12 protein-coding genes and 2 pseudogenes are annotated in these 21,642 nt (G+C 67.0%); 4 read left to right on the plus strand and 10 right to left on the minus strand.

Annotation, left to right across the window (positions count from 1 at the left end; genetic code table 11):
- On the plus strand, window positions 1-1,911 hold a 1,911-nt coding region (locus AB0O67_RS28540), incomplete at its 5' end, for a SpoIIE family protein phosphatase (protein WP_365455922.1).
- A gap of 982 nt (window positions 1,912-2,893) precedes the next feature.
- Complete coding sequence (locus AB0O67_RS28545) at window positions 2,894-3,847, plus strand: AraC family transcriptional regulator (RefSeq protein WP_365455925.1); 954 nt, start codon at window positions 2,894-2,896, stop codon at window positions 3,845-3,847.
- Window positions 3,848-3,940: 93 nt separating this feature from the next.
- On the opposite strand, the gene AB0O67_RS28550 is transcribed toward AB0O67_RS28545, so the two are convergent.
- The 5 genes and pseudogenes from AB0O67_RS28550 to AB0O67_RS28570 form a co-directional block, all read right to left on the minus strand.
- Complete coding sequence (locus AB0O67_RS28550) at window positions 3,941-4,642, minus strand: alpha/beta fold hydrolase (protein ID WP_365455928.1); 702 nt, start codon at window positions 4,640-4,642, stop codon at window positions 3,941-3,943.
- A gap of 277 nt (window positions 4,643-4,919) precedes the next feature.
- The gene (locus tag AB0O67_RS28555) at window positions 4,920-6,200 is read right to left on the minus strand and encodes an amidohydrolase (protein WP_365455931.1); all 1,281 of its coding nucleotides are present in this window, start codon (window positions 6,198-6,200) and stop codon (window positions 4,920-4,922) included.
- Between the two features lie 241 nt (window positions 6,201-6,441).
- The gene (locus tag AB0O67_RS28560; protein ID WP_365455934.1) at window positions 6,442-7,065 is read right to left on the minus strand and encodes an HAD-IA family hydrolase; all 624 of its coding nucleotides are present in this window, start codon (window positions 7,063-7,065) and stop codon (window positions 6,442-6,444) included.
- A gap of 127 nt (window positions 7,066-7,192) precedes the next feature.
- Complete coding sequence (locus tag AB0O67_RS28565) at window positions 7,193-8,110, minus strand: acyl-CoA dehydrogenase family protein (protein ID WP_365455955.1); 918 nt, start codon at window positions 8,108-8,110, stop codon at window positions 7,193-7,195.
- A gap of 9 nt (window positions 8,111-8,119) precedes the next feature.
- A pseudogene (locus tag AB0O67_RS28570) lies at window positions 8,120-8,401 on the minus strand (acyl-CoA dehydrogenase family protein); the annotation flags it as partial.
- A 576-nt stretch (window positions 8,402-8,977) separates the two neighbouring features.
- On the opposite strand from AB0O67_RS28570, the gene AB0O67_RS28575 reads away from it, so the two are divergent.
- Together AB0O67_RS28575 and AB0O67_RS28580 are read left to right on the plus strand one after the other, a co-directional pair.
- Window positions 8,978-9,589 carry a DUF6518 family protein gene (locus tag AB0O67_RS28575; protein ID WP_365455937.1) on the plus strand — a complete coding sequence of 204 codons (612 nt, stop codon included), beginning with the start codon at window positions 8,978-8,980 and terminating at the stop codon, window positions 9,587-9,589.
- Window positions 9,590-9,833: 244 nt separating this feature from the next.
- Window positions 9,834-10,049, plus strand: a pseudogene (locus tag AB0O67_RS28580) (transposase); the annotation flags it as partial.
- 60 nt (window positions 10,050-10,109) lie between these two features.
- Here AB0O67_RS28580 and AB0O67_RS28585 read toward each other — a convergent pair.
- The 5 genes from AB0O67_RS28585 to AB0O67_RS28605 form a co-directional block, all read right to left on the minus strand.
- Complete coding sequence (locus AB0O67_RS28585) at window positions 10,110-10,709, minus strand: IS30 family transposase (protein WP_365455940.1); 600 nt, start codon at window positions 10,707-10,709, stop codon at window positions 10,110-10,112.
- A gap of 273 nt (window positions 10,710-10,982) precedes the next feature.
- A complete protein-coding gene (locus AB0O67_RS28590; RefSeq protein ID WP_365455943.1) occupies window positions 10,983-12,638 on the minus strand; it encodes an IS1182 family transposase in 1,656 nt (551 codons plus the stop codon).
- A gap of 419 nt (window positions 12,639-13,057) precedes the next feature.
- Window positions 13,058-13,486 carry a hypothetical protein gene (locus tag AB0O67_RS28595; protein ID WP_365455946.1) on the minus strand — a complete coding sequence of 143 codons (429 nt, stop codon included), beginning with the start codon at window positions 13,484-13,486 and terminating at the stop codon, window positions 13,058-13,060.
- Window positions 13,487-13,571: 85 nt separating this feature from the next.
- On the minus strand, window positions 13,572-19,997 hold the full coding sequence (locus AB0O67_RS28600; protein WP_365455949.1) for an RHS repeat-associated core domain-containing protein: 6,426 nt from the start codon (window positions 19,995-19,997) through the stop codon (window positions 13,572-13,574).
- A 242-nt stretch (window positions 19,998-20,239) separates the two neighbouring features.
- The coding region (locus AB0O67_RS28605) for a LamG domain-containing protein (RefSeq protein WP_365455952.1) at window positions 20,240-21,642 on the minus strand (1,403 nt) is incomplete at its 5' end.

The raw sequence follows: 21,642 nt of genomic DNA on the forward strand, positions 1-21,642 counted from the left end.
CCCGAAGGCCAAGTCGTCGGGGCGGAGCTGAAGGACCTCGACAGCGGCATCCCGCTCTGGCCGATTGTGTGCCAGGTGATGCGGGACGGTGGCCCGGTCGTCGATCAGCGTGTCCTTGCCCACCCGCGCGAGGACCCAGGGCACCGGCACGAGTACGCAGTCTCCGCTTTCCTGCTGCACGCTGAAAGCCGGGTGATCGGTGCTGCCGCCATGGTCCATGACATCACCGAAGCCAGCCGCAAACAGCGGGAACTTGCCCTGCTTAACGTAGCCCGGTCCCAGATCGGGACCTCACTCGACGCGCTGCGCACGGCCCAGGAACTCGCTGACATTGCCGTCCCGGGCTTCGCAGACGCGGTTGCGGTCGACCTCCTGGAGTCGGTGCTCTCCGGCGACGCGCCCGCCGGTCCGATGAGTAGCCAACCTCCCATGCGACGTGCTGCATTCAAAGGCCCTGAGAGCCAGCTAGGTGCCTACCCCGTAGGCAGCGCCACCTCCTTCGCGTTCCCCACTCCCTACACGCAGGCGCTGGCCGACCTCCGTCCACGGCTGGTGGGCACGGTCCGCCCGACTGACGGGTGGCTGTCCCATGACCGAGCGCGGGCCGAGTTCATCGCCCGCGCAGGCGTGCACTCGATGGTCGTTACGCCGCTGACCGTGCACGGGCTCGTGCTAGGGGTGGTCAGCTTCTACCGGGAGCACTCTCGCTCGGAACCTTACGACGAGGAAGATCTTTCACTCGCGACGCAACTGGCCACCTGTACCGCGCTGTGCGTGGACAACGCACGCCGTTTCACCCGCGAGCGCACGGTCAACAATGCACTGCAACGCAGCCTGCTGCCCCGGACGCCGCCCAAGGTGACAGCGGTGGAGCCCTCCTACGTCTACTTTCCCGGGCGGTACGGGGCCCACTGGATCGACGTCCTCCCTCTCTCCAGCTGCCGGGTAGGCATGGTCATCGGATACGTCCCCGGTGATGATCTCTGTGCGTCGGCGGCAATGGGCCGCCTACGCACCGCCGTTTCCACGCTGGCCTCGATGGACCTTCCACCGGACGAACTACTGGCACACCTCGACGACGTAACTCAGCGTATGGCTCGCGAGCAGGACGCTGATCCGGCAATGACCCTCCACCAGGCGCGCCCGTCTTTCAACGCCTTCTGTCTGTACCTCATCTACGACCCAATTACCTTGAAGTGCGTGGCGGCGTCGGCAGGCCATGAGGCTCCGCTGATCACCAGCCCGGAGGGCGTCGTAAGCAGACTCGACATGCCAGTGGGTCCGGCACTCGGCCGCGGTGTGCCATACGAGATGTCCGTCACCGAAGTCGCGGCCGGCAGTCTGTTCTCTCTCTACTCGGACAGCAGCGCGGAGCACCACCCGGCCGAAGCACAGGAACAGTTGCTCCGATTGCGAGAGGTGGTCGCCGACGTCTCAGCCCGCCCCGCAGACATCTGTGACGCGATCGTCTACAAGGTCCTGCACACCGTCGCGCAGGAAGGGGTAGCGCTTGTCGTGGCCCGGGCCCGGCGCCTCGACCCCGAGCGGGTCTCGTACCGGACGTTCCCCTCGGATCCGGCCTCGGTGCGTGAAGCACGCCAACTGGTACGTGAGCGGCTGGCGCACTGGGACCTGGACGAGCACGCCGCCGTAACCGAGCTCATCGTCAGCGAACTGGCGACCAATGTGATCACCCACGCACAAGGCACCATCCGGCTACGGCTGATCCTCGACCGCGAGTTGACCGTCGAAGTGTCTGACGACGCTGACACCGCACCCCACCTTCGTCATGCACGGCTGCAGGACGAAGGAGGGCGCGGCCTGTTCCTCATCGCTTCCGTCGCCAGCCGCTGGGGCACCCGCTACGACGCGGAGGGCGGCAAGACCATCTGGGCCCAGCAGGACCTCTAAGCTCAACGCCTTATCGCGTTCTTTAAGATGTCCGCCCGCAGTTGAGGTGATCTTCTAATAGTTCCGGGCTGCCAGATCCATGCTGGCAGCCCGGAGCCAGCTCGTCCTCATGGGCAAAGGAGTTCGCTGACAGTGTTCGCCCACCCCATACCGTCCCCATATCGGAGGGCTCCGCCACCGAAAGGGCGAACACGTGTCCATTGAAACATATACGGAACGCATGGTCAAGAATCGATCCCTTGTCCACTCATGCCCATGGCTCGCTGTCGGCGACCGCAGAGGAGTGTTGAATAGGGCCTCACCCCCGCCTTCCCGGCGCAGCGCGCGCGGGCTTGGTAAGTACACCGTGAGCCCAGCACACCTGCGTCGGCACAGACCGTCTCCGCCAACGCCGAACAGCCAGGCCCGGCCGCCTTGGGCGGGCCAGGGCCGTCGCCGCCCGCATCGCGTACAGCACCCCCATCAATGCGCCCTACCGGTCGATCGCGAGGCAGCCTGAGGACTACCGCCGGACACCACCTCGTCCACGGCTGTCCACCGGAATCCAGCGCAGCAGCTCGGGACCTGGCGCACCCGCGCCAAGCAAAGCGGCCGGACCGACGGCACAGTCCTTCGAGCAGTAGTTCCTCGAGGCAAGACAGAACCCCTCCCCATCGCCGAACGCCGCATACCGCGCGCGCCAGCGCCATCGACCGATCCTGGACCGACGTGCGGTCGCGGCCGCTGAGCGAAGGCGTTCAGAGCCGCCTCCGCCGCTTTGCCGGTGTCGAACTCTCCGGAACGTGCAACGTTGGCGGAAGCTATCTTGAACGTCCAGTATAATATTCTTCGTGCCTGCGATTGGGTCGCGACGCACGAGCAGGGGCACTCAACCGGCATGCGGCAGCCGAGGCACGGCCAAGGATGCTCGCCAGCTTGTCGTCACGCTGTGGGCTCGATCTGCCCAGCACTCGTGACCCGCACGAATGGTCAAGATCTCATCATGCTCGCGCATGACATACACCAGGAAGCTCCTGTGGACCCTTTGACAAACGTGCTGGGCCTGCTCGGTCTGCGCACCGCACAGTTCGCGCGCCTGGAAGCCGGCGAACCGTGGGCCATCGGCTTTTCCGGCTACCGCCACATCAAATTCGGAGCCGTGCTACAGGGAGTTTGCCGCATCTCAGTCAGCGGCTGCCCCGCGGTCACACTGACGGAGGGGGACTGCTACCTCGTCGGGAGCGGACGCCCCTACACGCTGGGCGGAGCCAGGGAAGCGCCGACTACACCGAGTGCGCAAGTCTTCGCCGGCTACGTCGAAGGGGCTCCCGTCAGATTCGGCACCGGCCTTGACACCGTAGTCGTCGGCTGCGGCTTCGAGCTCAATGAGGCTGATGCCGCGGTTCTCCTGGATGTCCTCCCGCCTCTCGTGCACGTCGACGCTGAGTCGGCAGTCGCGCCGACCGTCCACAACATCCTTGAGGTGCTGCGCTCGGAGACTGCCACCATCGGCTTGGGCAGCCAGTTCGTCACGGAGAGACTGGCTCACGTCCTGCTGGCACAGGTGCTGCGCTCCTACATCTCCGAGACCGACACGGAAGGCGGTGGCTGGCTCACGGCCTTCCGGGATCGCCGTATCGGCGCGGCGCTGAGGGCCATGCACAGCCTGCCGGAGCACCGCTGGTCGGTTGCCGAACTGGCCACCCATGCCGGGCTGTCGCGCTCGCAGTTCGCTGGGCGCTTCACCGCGTGCGTGGGGGTTCCACCGATGGAATATCTCGCGGCATGGCGCTTGCGGTCTGCGGCTCTGGCCTTGCGGACCGGCAATCTCACCATCGCGGCGATCGCCTCACGGTGGGGTTACAGCTCGGAGAGCTCGTTCAGTCACGCATTCAAACGCTCTACGGGTGTATCCCCGAAGCACTACAGGATGCAGCACCGCGGCGAGGCGTGTTGAAGCCGTGACTCGCCCTCTCAGGCATCAGCTGACGGCCACGGGAGCGCCGGCCTCCGTGGCGGAGAAGCCGGCGCCCTTGCGCACGCTGTCGGTTCAGCTCTTCGCGTCGCGGTCGATCAGCCGGGCAAGCTCGGCCGGCATGGAGAGGAAGGAGGAGTGCCCGGATTCCAGGTGGTAAGAGCGCTGCGCGCGCTGCGACATGGCGGCCTGAAAACCTACGTCCAAGGCTGCGTCCTTATCCGTGATGACGTAACTGGACGGAATCGCCGTCCAAGCGGCCCCGGTGAGCGGCTCGCAGAAGGACTTCGCGGACTGCAGGACGAGGCGGTCCACGGCACGTTCGGCGTCAGGCGCGGAAACGTCGGCGTAGAAGGCGGCCTTGGGATCCTCGTAGTGACCATGCGCGGACAGGGTCACTACCGAGCTGGTGGAGATCTTTCCTCCTCCCAGGCTGTCGATGGAGTCTCCCGCCTCCAGCATGAACGCGGAGAGATAGATCAAGCGAGACACATTCGAGGAGCCGACGGCAGCCTCCGTCATGGGAATCGCTCCGTAGGAGTGCCCGACTACTACCACCGGGCCATCCAGCGCCTGGAGCCGTTCGCGGATCACCCGCGCGTCGTCGTACATACCGGCGTCGTTCTGATCGTCGGCCGAGGCGCTCGGGAGAGCGACGGTCTCGACCTGCCAGCCCATGGCAACAAGTTCGGGGGAGAGCTTCTCCCAGCACCACGCGCCGTGCCAGGCACCGTGAACAAGAAGGACGGTAGACGCGGGGTTCACTTCACTAGCCATGCAAAACCTTCGGTTGCCTCGAGATGGGAGATCGTGCCGTTCGGCGCGCGCTTGCGACTCTAGAAACACGGTGCGCGGACGGACATGCCTGTCTGTCCTGACTTCTTGCGTCAGCGTCTGTAGTTGGGTGCCGGAGCGTTGAATTCCCGGCTGGACCGTATGGCACGGGCACAGGTTTAGAGGGGATGGAGAGAGGTCGACCCGACGACCGACGGATGCTGGCGGGCATGGGGCCGGCTTACCCGCAGCGGCTCGCGCGCCTTCCCGGCGCGCCCTTCTACGCAGTCGCCAGCAGGTGCGAAGCCGATGCCGCCACGGCTCTTTGTGCCTCCATGCGGTCGGTCTGTGCCGGCTCGCCACGGGTAATGACTTGTTGGCCGGCGACCCAGACGTCACGGATTGCCCGGGACCCTGCCGCCCACACCAGGTTTGCGGTCAGTTGCTCGTCAGAGATGTCAAGTCCCGAGGCGAAGTGTGGGCCGTCTACGGCGACGTGAACCATGTCGGCCCACATTCCAGGGCTCAGCGCACCGATGTCCGTTCGGCCGAGGGCCGCCGCGCCCCCACGAGTCGCCATCATCAACGCGTCAGCGGCGGTGAGGGCCAGTGGATCCTCGGTGGTGACTCGGGCCAGCATCATTGCCAGCCTCATCTCCTCCCAGAGGTCGAGATCGTCGTTGCTGGCGGGGCCGTCCGTGCCGAGTCCGACTGCGACGGACGCCTGTCGCAGAGCCGTCAGTTGCGCAATTCCCGAAGCCAGCTTGGCATTGGATCCGGGGCAGTGCGCGACTCCCGCACCGTGATCGGCCAGGAGCCGGATGTCGTGGGCAGAAAGGTGCACGGCGTGTGCCGCGAGCAGCCTCCCCTCCAGAAGTCCCGTTTCTCGAAGCAGCCGTGGCACCGATCCGTAACGTGCACGCTGCTCCTGGTCTTCCCCAAGGGACTCGGCGACGTGTATATGGACGAGCGCTCCCCGTGCGGCAGCCGATTCGGCCGTTGCGCGCAGGGCCTCGGCCGGGAGGGTGTAGGCGGAGTGAGGGCCGTAACACAACTCAACACGGTCACCGGGGCCGAACCTCAGGCCGTCCGCGTCGATCCAATCGTCGATCGCACGCACAGCGCTGCGCCATGGCGCTCCCGGAAGGTCAAAGTAGGCGGGTGCCAGCAGTATTCGGCTGCCCGCTGCGAGGGCCGCTTGCGTGACCGACTCAGCATGCATGTACATCTCGGCGCTGGTGGTGACCCCGTGCTGCAGCATCTCGATGCATCCCAGCAGCATGCCCGCATAGGCATCAGCTGGACGCATGCGCGCCTCGGCCGGCCAGATGACATCGTTGAGCCAGGACATCAGCGGCAAGTCTCCCCCGGCGCCGCGGAGCGGCGTCATGGCGCTGTGCGCGTGGGCATTGACCAACCCCGGCATCAGGATACCGGTCAGCCGTGTGGAGGCTGAATTGTTGTTAGGTGGCGCATCGGCTAGAGGACCGCAGTAGGCGACGCGGCCGCGGGCCGTGACGTCTACGACGCCGTCTCGGATCACCGAGCACGTCGGGTCCATGGGTAGGACAATAGGGGCGTAAAACCGGCGGGCAAGCGACAAGGTCACTCCAGGGTAGTTCCAACCGGCCACGCGCGTAGAGGGCTCGGTTGAGTATGCGGTTGTGCGAAGTCAGCCGCCGGCTCGACGTCGCGGCCGAGGGTCTGCTGAGCGGTGGTCTTCGGACTGCGGAATGAGGCATTGCGGGCTCACTCCAACGAAGAGAACGATGAGTCATTCAGTAGGACTGATGTCGCAGTGCTCAGGAAAGAAGGTTGAGGTTTAGCAGGTTCTGGATGTCGGTGATCGTCGTGCGTGGCTCCTGGGCCTGGACTACAGCCATGCCCAGTGCGGCCGCTGGGGGGAGGTTGCGCGGGGAGTCATCCACGAACACACAGGCACTGCCAGGAAGTTCGAGCATCTTGAGCATGTGCTCATAGATCGCTGGCTCGGGCTTTCGCAGCCCGTGGTGCTCCGAGATCAGCACCGCGTCAAATGTGCTGGCGAGATCGCAGTCGGCATAGAGGTCCCAAGGGTCCCTGCCTACGCTGTTCGATAGCAAACCGACCCGGATTCCCTGCTTGCGGGCGGCTATCGCCGCTTCGTACATCAACGGCTCTGGTCGCAGTCCTGAAAAGATCCGCCCCAACAGGTTGCCAGGGCTAACGCCGATCCGCAGGGCTGCGACTTTGTTCCACTGTGCCTGTGTGAGGGCGCCGCGTTCCAGGTCCTCGGTGAGGCGGAGGATCTCGGGGTCCCGGGAAAGTTGACGCACGACGCTGCCCTGGGGAAGTCCTTCGTCACTCTCAAACTCGGTGACTGACGTCAGCAGCGGCGTGGTGAGGACACCACCGAAGTCGAGGATGAGGCCCTTACGGTCGTGCATGTGCAAGCTCCCGGCATTCCTGGTTGGTCGTTGAGTGCCCGCCTGTCCGGAGTGAGCGGTCTGCAGGTGACATTGACTGCTCCGTCAGGCTCTGATGTGGCGTCACGGTGACGAATGATGGACGACGTCAGACCATGAGGCTGACCCTCTCGTCCACGTTCAGCAGCGTCTTGCCGTAGACCTCTAGGCCTACCGCGGGCACCAGCCCGGCGTGACGGGCTGCAGTGTTTGCGTCGCGCCAGATGCGCTGCAGGGGGCTGGTTTCGGCGAAAGCGGCGGAGCCGTGGACGTTGAGGAGGATGCTGATGGCATCGAGGATTTGCTGGACCGCGTAGCCGGCCCGGGCCCTGAGTTCGGTGCGCTGAGGGTAGTCGAGCGGCCCTACGAGAGACGCGGCGTCCACCTCGGCGGCGGCGCGGTAGAGGTGCAGCCGCGCCGACTCGATCAGCAGGGCGGCTCTGGCTACCTGTGTCTGTACCGCCACCGAGTCCGCCTGGCGCTCATGCACGGTAAAGGACAGTGGCTTGCTGGCGGCCGCATTGACCACGAGATCAAGGGCGGCCTGTCCCAGGCCCAGGAGCGGTCCTGTAAGACACAAGATGAGCATAGGGCCGAATGACGCGTTGAACAGGGGTTCGTCGTCTCTGTGCGACCGCGGATAGATGCCCTCTGTGGCAGGAGGAACCGACATGACTCGATGCTCCGGTACGAATACATCCTCACCAATCAAGGTGTTGCTGGCAGTGCCCCGCATACCGGCGGTGCGCCAGGTGTCCTCCATCACCAACGCAGATGACGGGATCAATGCCATGGCCTGGTTGACGATCTCGCCTCGTTCATCCTGAAGGAGGACACCAAGCACTGCCCATGTCGCAAACGGGGCCCCGGAGTTGTAGGACCATCTGCCGCTCACGCGCCAGCCGCCTTCGACTCGCTCCCCCACACCAGTCGGTGCCGCGACCCCGGTCACGCGTGCATCAGGGTCGGCGCCGAACACCTCTTCGTGCGCCCTGTCAGGGAAGAGGCAGGCCAGCCAGTTGGTCACCGCGATGATCATTCCTACCCATGCGGCTGACCCATCCGCCCGCCCCAGGGTTTCCGACACCTCCATGAGAGTCCGCAGATCGGTCTCCTGTCCCCCATACCTTCGAGGCGTCAGAAGGCGGAACACGCCTGCGTCTGTCATGGCCTCGACCACGGCGGGCGGCAGGGAGCGCCTCGCATCTCCGCTGACCGCGTGTTCACGCAGTAGCGGCTGAAGTGCCCTGGCACGGGCGGCCGGTTGCACGGCGGCCGCCGACGGCTGGCCAAGGGCACCGTTGAAGTACGTACTCATTACTGTGATCGCTTTCTTGGCGGCTCACACGGCTGGGAGCCTGCGCAGTTGCAGATGGGCAGGGTTTCCGCCGCTAATGGGATGGCCGTGGATGGGCCGACTTTCTGGATGACCACGAGGGTTGCCGGGCCGACGACCCCAGTGCCCAAGGCCTGGCAAACGAGGCCTTTCGGGGTCGCTGAGCAGGCTAACACGTTCTTGAATGAACGGTCAGCCAATAATGGGTGACTGCCCGACCGCCCCAAGCGGGGGCCTCTGCTGACAGCTCGCGAACGCGCGCACGACTGGGTGCCAGCACCTTCGCCAGGAGTCCTCGGAGCGCATCCGTGCCACTGCGGCTTCCTGGCGGTTACCCGCACCGGGGAGGACCTGCCACAGGCCACGGGACATGGCCTTGCTGCGGTCTTGCTACGGTCCGGATGCCCAACATCTCTCGCAGGTCTGGCATATAAACGGACGGAGCGAGCACCCTCACATCCCTCTGTATGCACTGCATGTATACACTGTGTGTATAGTTGCATCCCGCTGGACTACGACCGCGGAGGCCACATGCTCCTGAGTACTGACCGTCCGATCATGACCAGCACGAGACTGCGTGGCGGTCTGGTGCTCCTTTCGGCGCTCGGAGGCCTCCTCCTGGGGGTGCTGACCAACCTCGCGCAGGGGTGGCTGCCAGGTGCGTGGAACCAGATCGCGAACTCCGGTGCTGTGTGGTGCGTCGCCGCCTTCGCCACCGGGGCCCTCGTCTCGCGACGAGGTTCCGTCAGCCTGGCGGTCTTTTGTGGCCTCGCCGCCGAAGCCGGCCTGGTCGTCGGCTATTACGGGTACGCAGAACTAGGACGCGACGGCATGGGCAGGCTGTTCTTCCCTCTCGTGTGGTTGTTCATGGCGTGCATCGCCGGGCCGCTCTTCGGCGCAGCGGGCCACTGGTGGCTGCGTGGTCGGACAACACGGCTTCGAGTCGTCGGGCTTGCCGGTGTCGCCGGGGTTTTTGGAATGGAGGCGTTGCTCTTCGGCTGGGACCTGCACTACGCCACGCAGGCGTGGGCCTGCCTCATCGTGTCGGTGCTTGCCCCACTGCTGGCTCGCAGCAACAGAGAACGCGTACTCGCTTTGGCCATAGCGGCAGCTTTCTCGTTTATTGCGTACGGGGTAGTGGTGCTGCCACTTCAGGCGCTGTCCGGATAATCATGATCCTCTCGCTGCAGAGGCGTCACTGATGCTCTGAGTCTCTTGGGGCTGAGCGCCAAGTTCCCATGGCTGCGCGGCCCGGGTACTACGGACCCCGGGCGCTCTGCCAGACGCGTCCGGCAGAGCGCCCGAAGCCGGCTCAGTCGCACGGACCTGTGGTCTGCCGCGAAGAATGAAGCTTTCCCTTGATCGCGGACACCTGGAGACTGGGATCTTGAGGTTCCAGAGGAAGTAGCACCAGGTGGGAAGCAAGTACACGAAGCGGTACACCGAGGAGTTCAAGCGAGACGCGATCGCGCTCGTGGATTCCTCGGGCAAGACGGTCACCGCGGTTGCCCGGGAGCTCGGGATCAGCTCGGAGTCCCTGCGCGGCTGGTACCGCCGGGCGAAGGCGGACCGGGGCGAGCGCGAGTCCGGTGAGCTGACCAGCGCCGAGCGCGAGGAACTCAAGCGGCTGCGCAAGGAGGTCCGTGAACAGCAGCAGACGATCGAGATCCTGAAAAAAGCGACCTTAGATTCAACCGGTCAAGGCAACACTCTCGGCTGGTGTGCGGAATCGCAGGCACTTGCGCGGACGGTTGTTGAGCTTCGTTGCGATGGCGTCAAGATCGTCCTGGCTGAACGTCGACAGGTTTGTGCCTTTGGGTAGGTACTGCCGGAGGAGCTTGTTGGTGTTCTCGTTGGTGCCACGTTGCCAGGGGCTGCGCGGGGCCGCGAAGAACACGTCGACACCGGTGTCGGCGGTGAGCCGCTTGTGAGCTGCCAGTTCCATGCCGCGATCCCAGGTCAGCGTGCTGCGTAGTCGGGGGTCCATGCGCTCGTAGGTTTCGGCGAGAGCGGGAACGACCACGGTGGTGTGGCGACTGGCGAGTTTCACGACTATGAGGAACCGTGACTTCCGGTCGACCAGCGTGGCGACCTGGCTGTTGTTCGAGCCGATCACCAGATCGCCTTCCAGATGCCCGGATTCGCTGCGGTCCTCTGCCGCTTGGGGCCGCTCCTCGATCGGTCGGGCATCGGTGATCTGTGAGCGCCACTGTCCTTTCACCGTGTGGCGCTTGTTCTTCCGGATCGGGCGGCCAGTTCGAAGGCGCTTGCACAGCTCGCGGGAGATCACTTTCCAGTCTCGCCACGTATACCGCCTCAACCAGCACTGTTGCTCTGACCGGTTGAACTCGCCGAATACACGTCAACCCAGTTCCGGGGGCGAATACGCGAGTTGGGACTGCGGCAGAGCTGCGGACGCACCGGATCATGCTTCGACAACGCTGCCGCGGAGAGCTTCTGGGCCCTGCTCAAAGAAGAGATCGGCACCCGCACCTGGTCCGACCGGGCCACCGCCCGCGCCGAGGTTTTCAACTTCATCGAGAGACCCTGTTGCCCAATTGGTTCATGTGGCGAGTTCGAGGGCCGCGAGCCGGGAGGTTCTGGTCTGGGCGAGCGGGGTGCCGGTCCACCAGGCGTCGAGCCGGATCAAGTTGACTGCAGTGGCTGTCAGGACATGGCCGAGGTGTGTTTTGGCTAGGCCGCGATAGCGGGTGCGGCGCATACCGCCGACGGCGACGGCTTGGTGGATGGTTCCCTCAACACCGGCCCTGGCGGCGTAGCGTTCCTTCCACGCCTTGGTGGTCTGCTCGGCGCGGACGCGTTCGAGCAGGGCGTCTTGCCCTTGAGGCCGGACGGTGAGCTGTCGGCCGTACTGGGTGGAGCGGGTGCACTGGTCCCGGACGGGGCAGGGAGAGCAGGTCGTGGTCGCGAAGCGGATTCTGATCGCGTCGCGGCCGTTGTTGTCGAGGCCGACTGTCCAGTAGCGGCTGGTCCGGCTGGACGGACAAGTGGCAGTCCTTTCCTGCCAGTTGATGGTGAAGGCGGACTTGCCGAACCCGGCGGACCTGATCTGTTGCGGGGTGCTGTTCGGCCGGACCGGTGCGACCACACAGATTTCACGTTCGACAGGGGCGGTCAGCAGGAGTTCGGCGGAGGAGTATCCCGAGTCCAGGAGGTGTTCGGCGGGCTTGAGGCTCTTGGTGGTGAGGGCGTCGTGCACCGCCTCGACGACGGTGGCGTCGTTCGCGGTGGCATCGGTGGTAACCACGTGGGTGATCAGATGCGGCTGCCCGGAACCGGTGCAGTCCTCGCTCAAGTGGACCTTGTAGCCGGTCCAGGCCGAGCCGCGCTTATGTGAATACCGGGCCTGGGGATCGTACGGCGAGGCGATCAGCGCTCTGCCCGGCGGGAGATCATCCTTGCCTCGCCAGCCCACCTCCTGCACTCCGTCGGTGACGGTGCGTGTGAACTGCTGGATCCAGACCGTCCGCAGCACGGTCACCGCGGGGATCTCGCGCAGCCATGTCGGTGCCGTGGAAGTGTGTACGGCTGCGAGTAAGCGGTAGCCGTCGGCAGCAATCTGCTGGGCCAGCCGGTCGCGTTCGGACCGTTCGGAGGGCAGCCGGTAGGCATCGGTCCTGGCGCCGTAGCGCTTCTGCCATGCCGGGTCCATCCAGCTCACGAGCCACTGCGCACTGGCCGCGGACAGTGCTTCCAGGCAGGCACGGAGCGTCGCGCCGACAAACTCCAACCGGTTCAAGCGCCGGACGGCCGCCAAGACGTGAGTGGAGTCGGTGCGCTGCCGCCCTCCGGCGCTGACCAGGCCCTGACCGGCCAGGCGCTCCAGCAGCAGGTCCAGCACCCGCTCCTCCACGCCGTGGTCCAGCAGCCGTTGCCGGAACCCGGTCAGCACCGTGAAGTCGAAGCCGGGATCGGTGAGCTCCAGTCCCAGCAGGTACTTCACGTCGATCCTGGCCCGCACCGCGTGCGCTGCCTGCCGGTCCGTCAGGTTCTCAACGAATTGCAGCACGCTTACCAGGGCGAGCTGTCCGGGCGAGATGCCAGGCCGGCCGCGGTCCCCGAACGCCTCGCGGAACTCCTCGTTCGAGAAGACTGACCCGAGTTGGTCACGGATCCGTATTGCAAGACACCCCTTCGGGAACGCAGCATGTGCGACCGCACTCGTTCCATCCGGAACACCGACAGAAGCCGATCCCATCGACACAGCCGCCACCCCCTGTCGTAGGGCCACCCCATTCGCGCCCCTGACCAGCAGGATCCGTCTCGCCGCCTGCCTCCGACCGAGTGATCGACGCAAACTCCCTCGAATTGAGCAACAGGGTCATCGAGACCTTCTACAACCGCCGCCGCCTGCGCAAGACCTTCGGCTACCTCCCCCCGGCCGAGACCAGACAGCGGCATCAGCACGCCCTCGCGGCATAACGCTCACGTGTCCGAGATCACGGGGAAACTTCAAACCTCCGCTTCACCGCGACCATGGTCGCAGGCTCCGTCGCCGGGGCAGTGCTGGGTGGACTGCTCCTCGGTGTGTTCCCGGACGCGGTCCTATCCCCGTACTGGCCGTGATCCTGCTCGTCTGAGCGGTCAAGCTGGCCCGTCACGACTGAGCGGCCGGGTTCACCAGCCGTCGCCGATGTCGAAGTTGGCGGCGATCGGCATCCCGTCGTCCGCGAGCACCACCACGAGGTAGCCGCCGGCCCCGGTCAGCCCGGTGTAGAGCCGTTCGGCCAGCTCCGAACTCGCGACGTCCTCGGACCGTGAGATCACGGTGAGTATCGCGGGCACCTGGTCCAGCGTTCCCGAGCCTGGTTCGCGCGGGCCGGAGTACAGGGAAGCGCTCAGGTCGTCGTTGTCGAACCAGTAGGTGTATCCGTCGTGGTCGTCGGGTGTGATCGTCCCACCGTCGAACGGTGTTCCCAGGATGCGCGAGACGTCCGCCCACAGGCGGTCGCCGAATTCTCCGCTCCGGAAGCCGTCCGGCTGCGCGGGCCCGACATAGAAGTCGAAGTCCTTCTTGTAACCGTCGTACTGCGCGAAATCTGTCATCGGAATCACTCTCCAGGTTGCCATGGACGGCGGGGAGCCGCCGCCCGCCGAGGCAGGCGGCGGCTCCCCGTTCCGGAGGACCGGCCTAGAAGTCCTCGTCGATCATGAAGTCTCTGCCGATGATCACGACACGCTCCAGATGCCCCTTGTGGGAGAACTGCCTGAGGCCGTCCTTGGCGGCGTCCTCACTCATTCCGCCGGGCCGCAGGTCCACGTAGGCGACGTCCACCTGCTGATGTCTGTCCGCCTTCTCCAGGTGCTTCTTGAGTCCGTCACTGCGATGGCTCGTCATCGACTTGAAGTCGGCCCGCTTGTCGTCGACCCAGGCGTCACCCGCGTGCGGCGCCTTCTGGTCGTCGTTTCGGGACATCACCTTATGCCCCATGATCGCCAGCGTCAGGGCCAGCTGGAATTCGTCCGGCTTGTCGAATCCGAATTCGCTGGCGCCCTTCTTGGTGTTCTTGCGCTTCCAGGACTCGTCGATCCGCTCCATGACCTCTTCGGCTTCGTCGCGGTCCATGCCGCCCGTCAGCCAGTCCTTCAGGTCGTCACCGAGGTTGAACGCTCCGCAGCCGTCCCGCGCGCCACGGCGGCACATGTCCTCGTTCATCTCCTCGACCATCTCGTCGATGGGGTTGGAGAGGTCCCACTTCCCGTCGAGGATCTGGTTCACCCGTTCCTTGCGGAGCATCGCCGCGATCTCGTGGTTGGTGAAGAGGATCTCCTCGATGCTCCGCGAGTAGCGCGGCGCGCCCGGCGGGGCGCTGCCGGAGCGGCCGTCCTTGTAGACGTACGAGGTGCCGGCGGCGCTCTTCTTCTTGGGCTTCCAGCCCTTGGCCTTGCGCTCCTCCTCGGTGTCCGGGATGCCGCCCGTGCAGGAGATCTCACCGGTGTGGCACTCGGGCACGCCGAGTCCGGACGGGTCGGCGACGGTCGTCGGGTTGTTGTTGGCGTAGCCGTAGCCGTTGAGCGACTGGTGCTGGTCCGGCATCAGCAGCGGGTCGACGCTGAGGAACTGACCCGTGGAGGTGTCGTACGCGCGGGCGCCTACCTGGGTGAGGCCGGTGGAGCTGTCGGCGCTCTTGCCGAGGAAGCCCTTGTCGTCCGGCCAGGTGCCGACGGCGCTGCCGCGGCTGGCGCCGAAGGGCGTGGTGTACCGCTTGCTCAGCGTCTGCGAGCTGTCGCTGCTGATCGAGACGGTGCTGGTGCCGTGGTGGTCACCGGAGAGGTAGTGGACCTTCTCTGTGCCCGACGCGTTGCTGCGCACCGCGATGGTGGCCCCGCCCACCGCGTAGTAGCGGGTGGCCCACTTCTTGCCGCTCTTCAGGTGCACCTCGGTGGCTCCGAGGTACAGCACGGTCTCGCCGTCCGTCGCGGTGCTGCGGCGGATGAGGAGGGTGCCGTCGGCGTCGTAGAGGTAGTCGGTGGCCGCGGTGCCCTCGGTGAGCCTGCCCAGCCGGCCCTCGGGGTTCCAGAGCAGGGACTGCTTGGAGGTGGATCCCGCGGACTCGACACGGGTCTCGGTGTTGCCGGCCGCGTCGTAGGTGTACTGGGCGGTGGCCGCCGGGTCGCACGTCGCCGCGGTCGTGGTCGACTTCAGGGCGTGCTTGCGGGCGGGGTCGTAGCAGTAGGTGGTGGTGATGGGGGTCGGGACCGCCGTGTTGCGGGTTTCGGTGGCCCGCTGGCCGGACGCGGTGTAGGTGTAGCTGGTCCAGTACGGGGCCGCACCGCCGAGGTTGGCCACGGTGCGGCCGGCCGTGGAGCAGTCGGCCGTCTTCGGCGTCCAGGCCTCGCTCAGGCGCTTCTGGCCGTCGTAGGCGAAGCACTGGAGGTCGGGTCCGGCGCCGGTGTCGGCGCGGTCGAGGATGGCGGTGACGTTGCCGGTCTGGTCGTAGCGGTACTCCAGGTCCTGGACCGGGCCGCGGGTCTGGTCGTCGGTGGCCGACGTCAGCAGCCGGCCAGTGCCCGTCTCGTAGGTACGCGAGATGAACACGCGCTTGGCCGTGGTGGATGTGCCGAGCTGGTACTGGTGGACCTGTCCGAGCGCCGAGTAGTCCACGCCGAGCAGATAGCCGCTGATGCCGGACTGCTGCACGGGCAGACCCGCGTCGTTGTACAGGGTCTCGACCGTCTCGGCGGCCAGCCCGCCGGCCGCGGGCTCCTTGGTGTTGTTGACGGTGCCGTCGAGCCGGTAGGCGGTGCCGAAGGTGAGCGTGGCCTGCGGGACGGCGCCCGAGGTGACCAGCGGGTCGCTCGCCGGCAGGGTCAGCGTGGTGCTGGTCGGCCGGTTCAGGCTGTCGTAGGCGTCGACGGACTTGATGTACGCCTTGCTGTTGACCTGGCCGACGCCGTTCTCATAGCGCACGGACTGGTCGACGTAGCCCTTGAGCAGGGTGTCGTACGTCCAGGCGGCGAGCTTGTTGGCGTCGGTGCGGCTGGTGTGCCAGAGCGCGGTCTTGCGGCCCAGCTCGTCGTAGCCGTAATAGAGGTACTGGTTCTTGGCGTCCTTGGTGTGGTCGACCTGGTCGAGGACGGTGTACTTGGTGGTCGTCGTGCCCTTGTCGGGGTCGGTCGCGGTGACCTGGCGGCCGCCGAGGTCGTAGGTGTAGGACCACACGGACCCGTCGGGGCCGGTGACGGTCTTCTGCTTGCCGTCCAGGGTGTAGGTGTAGCCGACCTTGGTGTACGAGGTGCCCTGGGCGGCGCCGTACTCCGTGTCGTTCGGGTTCGGGCCCGCGTAGGTGCGGGTCTCCTTGGTCCGGCCGAGCACGTCGGTGATCATGCGGGACGCCGTGCCGCCTTCGAGGGCGCTGGTCGCCACCGAGTCACCGGTGTACGTGGTCGTGGTGTCCCACTTCTTGACGCCCCACGAGGACAGCGTCGTCTTCACCGCGCGCCCGGCGCCGTCGTAGACGGTGTCGTTCTGCTTGGGCGACTGCGCGTACTCCACTCCGGTGTACGTGCTGCTCGGCGCGCTGCTGTTGTCGTAGGCGTCGTTCTGCGTGGTGACGGCCAGGCCGCGGGAGTCGTAGCGGGTGTCGCTGAGGACCCGCCCGCCTCCGGCTGCCGCCGGGACCTGCGTCTGGATCGGGCGCAGCAGCGAGTCGTACAGGGCGTACGAGGTGCGGTAAGTGGTGCCGCCCGCCTGGAGCTTGGCGACCGAGTTCCACGACGGCTTGGTCTGACTGACGCCGTAGTCGTAGCGGGCGTTCGGTGTGTCGCCCGCGGCCTTCGACCGGTTGGAGAGCCAGGTCGCGGTGAGTCGGCCCAGCGCGTCACGGGTGTGCTCGGTGCGCTTGAGGTTGGCGTCGAGAGTGTAGGTGACCGTGCCTCGCGCCGGGTCGAAGTACGTGTACGACTTGTGGGTCTGGCCGTTGGACGCCAGCTTCGGGTAGGTGACGATGACGCCGGTCACCGGTCCGCCGTTGGCCGGGTAGTAGGCGGTGCTGGTCACGGTGCCGGCGGCGTCGACCACCTTGAGCGGGCGGCCGAGCTTCGCGGTCGCGGTGTCGAAGGTGGTGGCGGTGACTGTCTGCCAGGACGTCGCACCGGGGTTGCGGTCGGTGATGCCGTTGGCGGCCGGATAGCCCTTGGGCTGGCCGGTCCAGGTGGGCAGGCCGAGCGTCGGCGTCTGGTCCGCCTTCCAGCCGGTCGCCGCGGGGTCGTCGAAGACGACGGCGGCGTCGGACAGCACGTCGCCGCGTGTCTCGGCGTCGGCGGGCAGGGACAGCTTGTCGTCGGTGTCCGCGCACGGCTTGGCCACGGTGCGGGTCCGTGAGATCAGCGAGGTGAGGCCCTTGGCGTCGTTGCGCGCGTACCAGGTACGCGAGCAGCTCTCGTCGCCGGTCGCCGACCAGTCGCCGTGGTTCTCGCTGTGGGTGACCATGCCATACGTGTCGTCGTACGTGGTGGAGGTGGCCGTGGTCCGCCACTTCTGGCCGGCCGTCAGCCAGGTCCGCTCGTAGCTGCGAGCCGTGCGCACGAAGTGCGCCTTGGTGTGCGCGTACGACTTCTGCTGGCTCGCGGTCTGCTTGGACCAGAAGTTGTTGACGGTGAACGCGATCGGCGTGGCGCCGTCGTAGGTGATCTGCTGGCGCAACTGCCCCGCGTACTGGTCGGAGTCGGTGGCCGCGGAGAGGGTGACGCCCGGCATGGTGACCGGGTCGACGCTCGCTGCGCGGGTGGTGCCGTCCGCCAGCTTGTCGCCGTTCATGCCCTGCATGAACAGCTTGACCGCCTTCGAGCGGACGGTGCCGACCTCACCGGTGTAGGCGGTGACCTTCTGGTAGCCGCGCCACTCGGACCAGGTGCGCTCCTTCTCCTTGGTGAAAGGATCGTCGTTGTAGTGCCAGGCCGGGGTGTCGTACTCGTAGCTGTACTCGACCGCCGGGTTCTTGGCGGCGGTGTCGCTGGAGGAGACCGCCGTGACCCGGTACTTGTGGAACCAGTCCAGCGCCGGATCGCCGCCGTTGATGGCCCAGTACACCGGGTAGCAGGACGTGGTGTTCTTGTCCGGCGAGGCCGGCATGCTGCTGCCGCGCACACACTCCGGGTGGGACAGGTCCACGGTCGTGACAGCGCCGGTCTCCGAGGTGATGGTGGAGATGCGGGGCCGGGTCAGCGGAAGGATGTCACCGCCGCCGGGCTGGGTGCCGCCGTCGACGCGGTTGGGCCGCTGCTGGTAGGTGAAGCCGATCTCCGGCAGGGACTCGGCCGTACCGTTGAGGCCGGTGCGCTTGAGCGCGGTGAGGGTGAGGACCTGGTCGGAGCTGTTGCCGATGTCCTGGCCGTCGAAGAAGGCCTGGGTCAGGGCGAAGGAGTCGACCGGCTTGAAGGCATCCGGCTCGGCGGCCGTGGACCACCAGTGGGTGCGGATCTCGGTGAGGCGCTTGCGGGTGAAGAAGGCAGGGCCGCTGGACAGGCAGTCCGTCTCGGAGGCCGAGCAGATCGAGTCGAAGGGCACGTCCGGCCAGTTGACGGCGGTGTCCTTGGTGAGCGACTCGCACGAGGAGGCCGTGCAGCGCTCCTTGTAGTCGAAGGTGACCTTGGCGGAGGTCACGCCGGTGAAGAGGGCGTCCGCGCGCTGTCCGTAGCGGATCTCGGTCGGGTAGCCGCCGCGGACGTAGGAGGCGAGGGCCGTCTTGTCGCCGTTCTTGGCGTAGTGGTTGCTCTCCTTGGTGTACCAGTACGTCGCCGCGTTGCCGTGGACGTCCTGCACGAGGTCGAGGTTCCAGCGCCAGGCCTGGGTCTTGGCGCGGCCGGAGTAGCCGGTGCCCGAGGAGTAGCCGGGTTCGCCGCTGTCGTCGCCGAAGACGGGGACGGTCCAGGTTGAGTCGGTGCGCTCGGTGCCAGCGCCGGGCAGCATGTTCAGGCCGAAGGTGTACGTCGTGCCGTCGCCGGTGACGACCCTCCAGTACTCGCCCTTGCCGTCGCCCTTGCCGCTGACGATGTCGTCGCCTTCGTCGCCGTTGTCCGCGCCGACCTCGTGGAAGACCTGGGAGGCGTCGTCGTTCTTCAGCCGCCACTTGCCGGAGGTGTCGTCCTTGACCAGCTCGTTGGCGACGCCGTTGAGCACGAGCGAGGCGTTCTCGTACTTCCAGCACAGGTCGTGCTTGTCGGTCTGCCCGTCGTCCTCGCACGAGCCGTACTTGCGCTCGACGTAGGACTCGGTGAGGGAGAAGCCCTCACCGACCTGGGAGCCCTGGTTGTTGGTGTTGGCGGTGCGGCCGTCGATGGAGCCGGAGTCGTACGCGAGCGTCAGCGGCGGTACCGGGCCGGCCGGTGCCGGCGGCAGGTTCACCGGGTAAGACCAGGAGAAGGAGCCGGACGACTCGCCCGCCTGCCACGCCGAGGAGGCGGACAGCGGCGTGGCGGCGAAGTCGCCGGCGCCGGCCGGCGAGGTGGTGCCGGACTCGGCCGCGAGGGCCATCACCGTCGGCGTGCCGCTGGCGGCGACGGCTGTGCGGGCCGTCACGGTCTGCGCGCTCGCGTCGTTGTCGGACGCCACCGGTGTGGTGGTGCGGCACTCGGCCTTCTCCGGAGTGGTGAGCACGCACGCGGGCAGCTTCACCAGGCCGAGCCGGGTCGCCCAGTTGCCACCGACCGCGGAGCCGAAGGCGCTGTAGTCGACCGTCAGCCGGGCGGTGCCGCGGCGCTCGGTCCCCACGGTGAACAGCACGCCGGTGATCCCGGCCCGCTCCGTGGCCCGCCGGTCCAGGATGCGCACGGTCGCCGCCCCGGAGGGCCGCTTGGCGCCGGCCTTCGGATCGGCGGTGACGTCCACGACGGCGTCGGCGGACCGCTGCGCCAGGGAGTCCCGCGTGGTTCCGGCGGCCGGCCAGGAGATACGGCGCTCCTCGCGCGCCTCGGTGATCAGGCGCTGGTTGGCCTTCTCGTCCCGGGCGACCCGCTTGCGGGCGTTCTTCGCGCCCAGTCCGGCGACGGGGTGGACCTTGCTGACCCGGGTGTCGGCGGAGTCGGGGGCGCCGGGGCGGTCTGCTGCGATGGCCACGCCGGTGGGCACCACCGGGGCGGCGAGCAATGCGAGGAGGAGAGCACCGACCACCGGCCGTCGGCCGGTGCGGTTCCCTCCCCTCGGCGAACGTGGTCTGAACACGGTCTGCTTTCTGGTGGGAGGTGGAGAAAGGGGGTGTGTCAGGTGGAGAAGAAAGGGGGTGAGAAGGAGAAGGGGCGCGGGCTGTGCGTCCCGCGCCCTGCCTCAGGGATGAGGTCGGCCGGCCTCGACGGCCGCGATCAGTCGCCGACCACGGCCGACTTGTGGTGGGCGCTCTGCACGGCGCCCGCCCACAGGCGGATGTGGTTGACGCGGCCCGGCACGTGGTTGCCCCACGCGCTGTTCAACCAGCCCTTGCCGACCGCCGCGCCGCCGCTGCTCGCGGTCGCGGTGAAGGCGGTGGGTTCGCCCTGGCGGTCGATGAGGAAGAGGGAGATCTGCCGGGTGTGGGCGTCGTAGGCGCCGGTCAGCTCGACCTCGGTGCCGAGCACGGCCACCTCGTCGCTGCGCACCGACACCCCGGACCCGTCCGCGCTGAGCCGGCCGAAGTGCCAGCGGCCGAGCGCCCAGGTCTCCGACAGCGGCTCGCCGGTCGTCTCGTCGATGACGGGGTCGCCGTTCTCGTCCAGGACCTCGTGGCCGGTGGTGTCGACGCCGGTCTTCTCGAACCACAGGCCCCAGGAGGAGCCTGTCGCCGTGCGCTGGCCGAGGATCTGGGCGCGGTAGCCGTCCGGTTTGTCCTTGAGCGCGGCCCCGTCGACCACCGTCTCCACGGCCACCGTAAAGGAGCCGGTGGCGTCGACGAGCGGCGCGCCGAACTCGGCCCCGCCGGAGCCGTCCAGCACGACGGACTCGCCGTCCAGCTTGGCGCCGCTGCCGAGGGTAAGCGTGGGGCCGTAGTTGCTGGTGGTGTCCTGGAGGGTGGTGCCGGATGCGCCGTCGGCCTTCAGGTCGGCCACCAGTTCCAGGTGCGGCAGACCGGTGCCGTCGGCGCCGTCGAGCAGCCGGGCCTCGTCGGCGACCTCCTCGGCGGACTTGGCCGCCTGCCAGAGGGTGACCTCGTCGATCTCACCGGTGAAGGCGTCGGCGTAGGCGCCCTTGTACTTGACCCGGCCGATCTGGAACGCGCCGCCCGCCGGCCAATTCGAGGTGATCGTGTCGGTGCCCTGGAGCTGTCCGTTCACGTACAGCGACAGGACGTTCCTGTCGTGGTCGACGGTCACGGCGAGGTGCGTCCAGGAGCCCACCTGGGCGGGGTCCTTGGCGTTGACGCGCTGGTTGCTGAGCGAGGTGCTGGCGACGTCTGCGTCGGCCAGGCGCACGCACCACGTCTGCACGTCCTCGCAGTAGCTGAGGAAGAAGGGGCTGTAGTAGGTGCCGTCCTGGCCGGCGACGGTGAGGTTGCGGCCGGTGGCGCCGAGGCGGACCCAGGTCGCCACGGTGTACGCGGCGGCCGTCTGGAGGACCGGCTTCGTGGTCGCGGCGTAGCCCGAGTCGGACATCTTCAGCGTCTGGTCCGGGCCCATGACCGCGGGTGTGGTGTCGGTCGCGGGCTGCTTGACGATCTCGCCGCGGCGTCCATTCGGGGTGCGCACGGCTCCGGACAGGGTCAGGTCGTCGCGCAGGGAGCTGTCGGTGGTGG

Origin of the sequence: Streptomyces sp. NPDC086077, assembly GCF_040686175.1 — a bacterium.
Classification (GTDB): Bacteria; Actinomycetota; Actinomycetes; order Streptomycetales; family Streptomycetaceae; genus Streptomyces.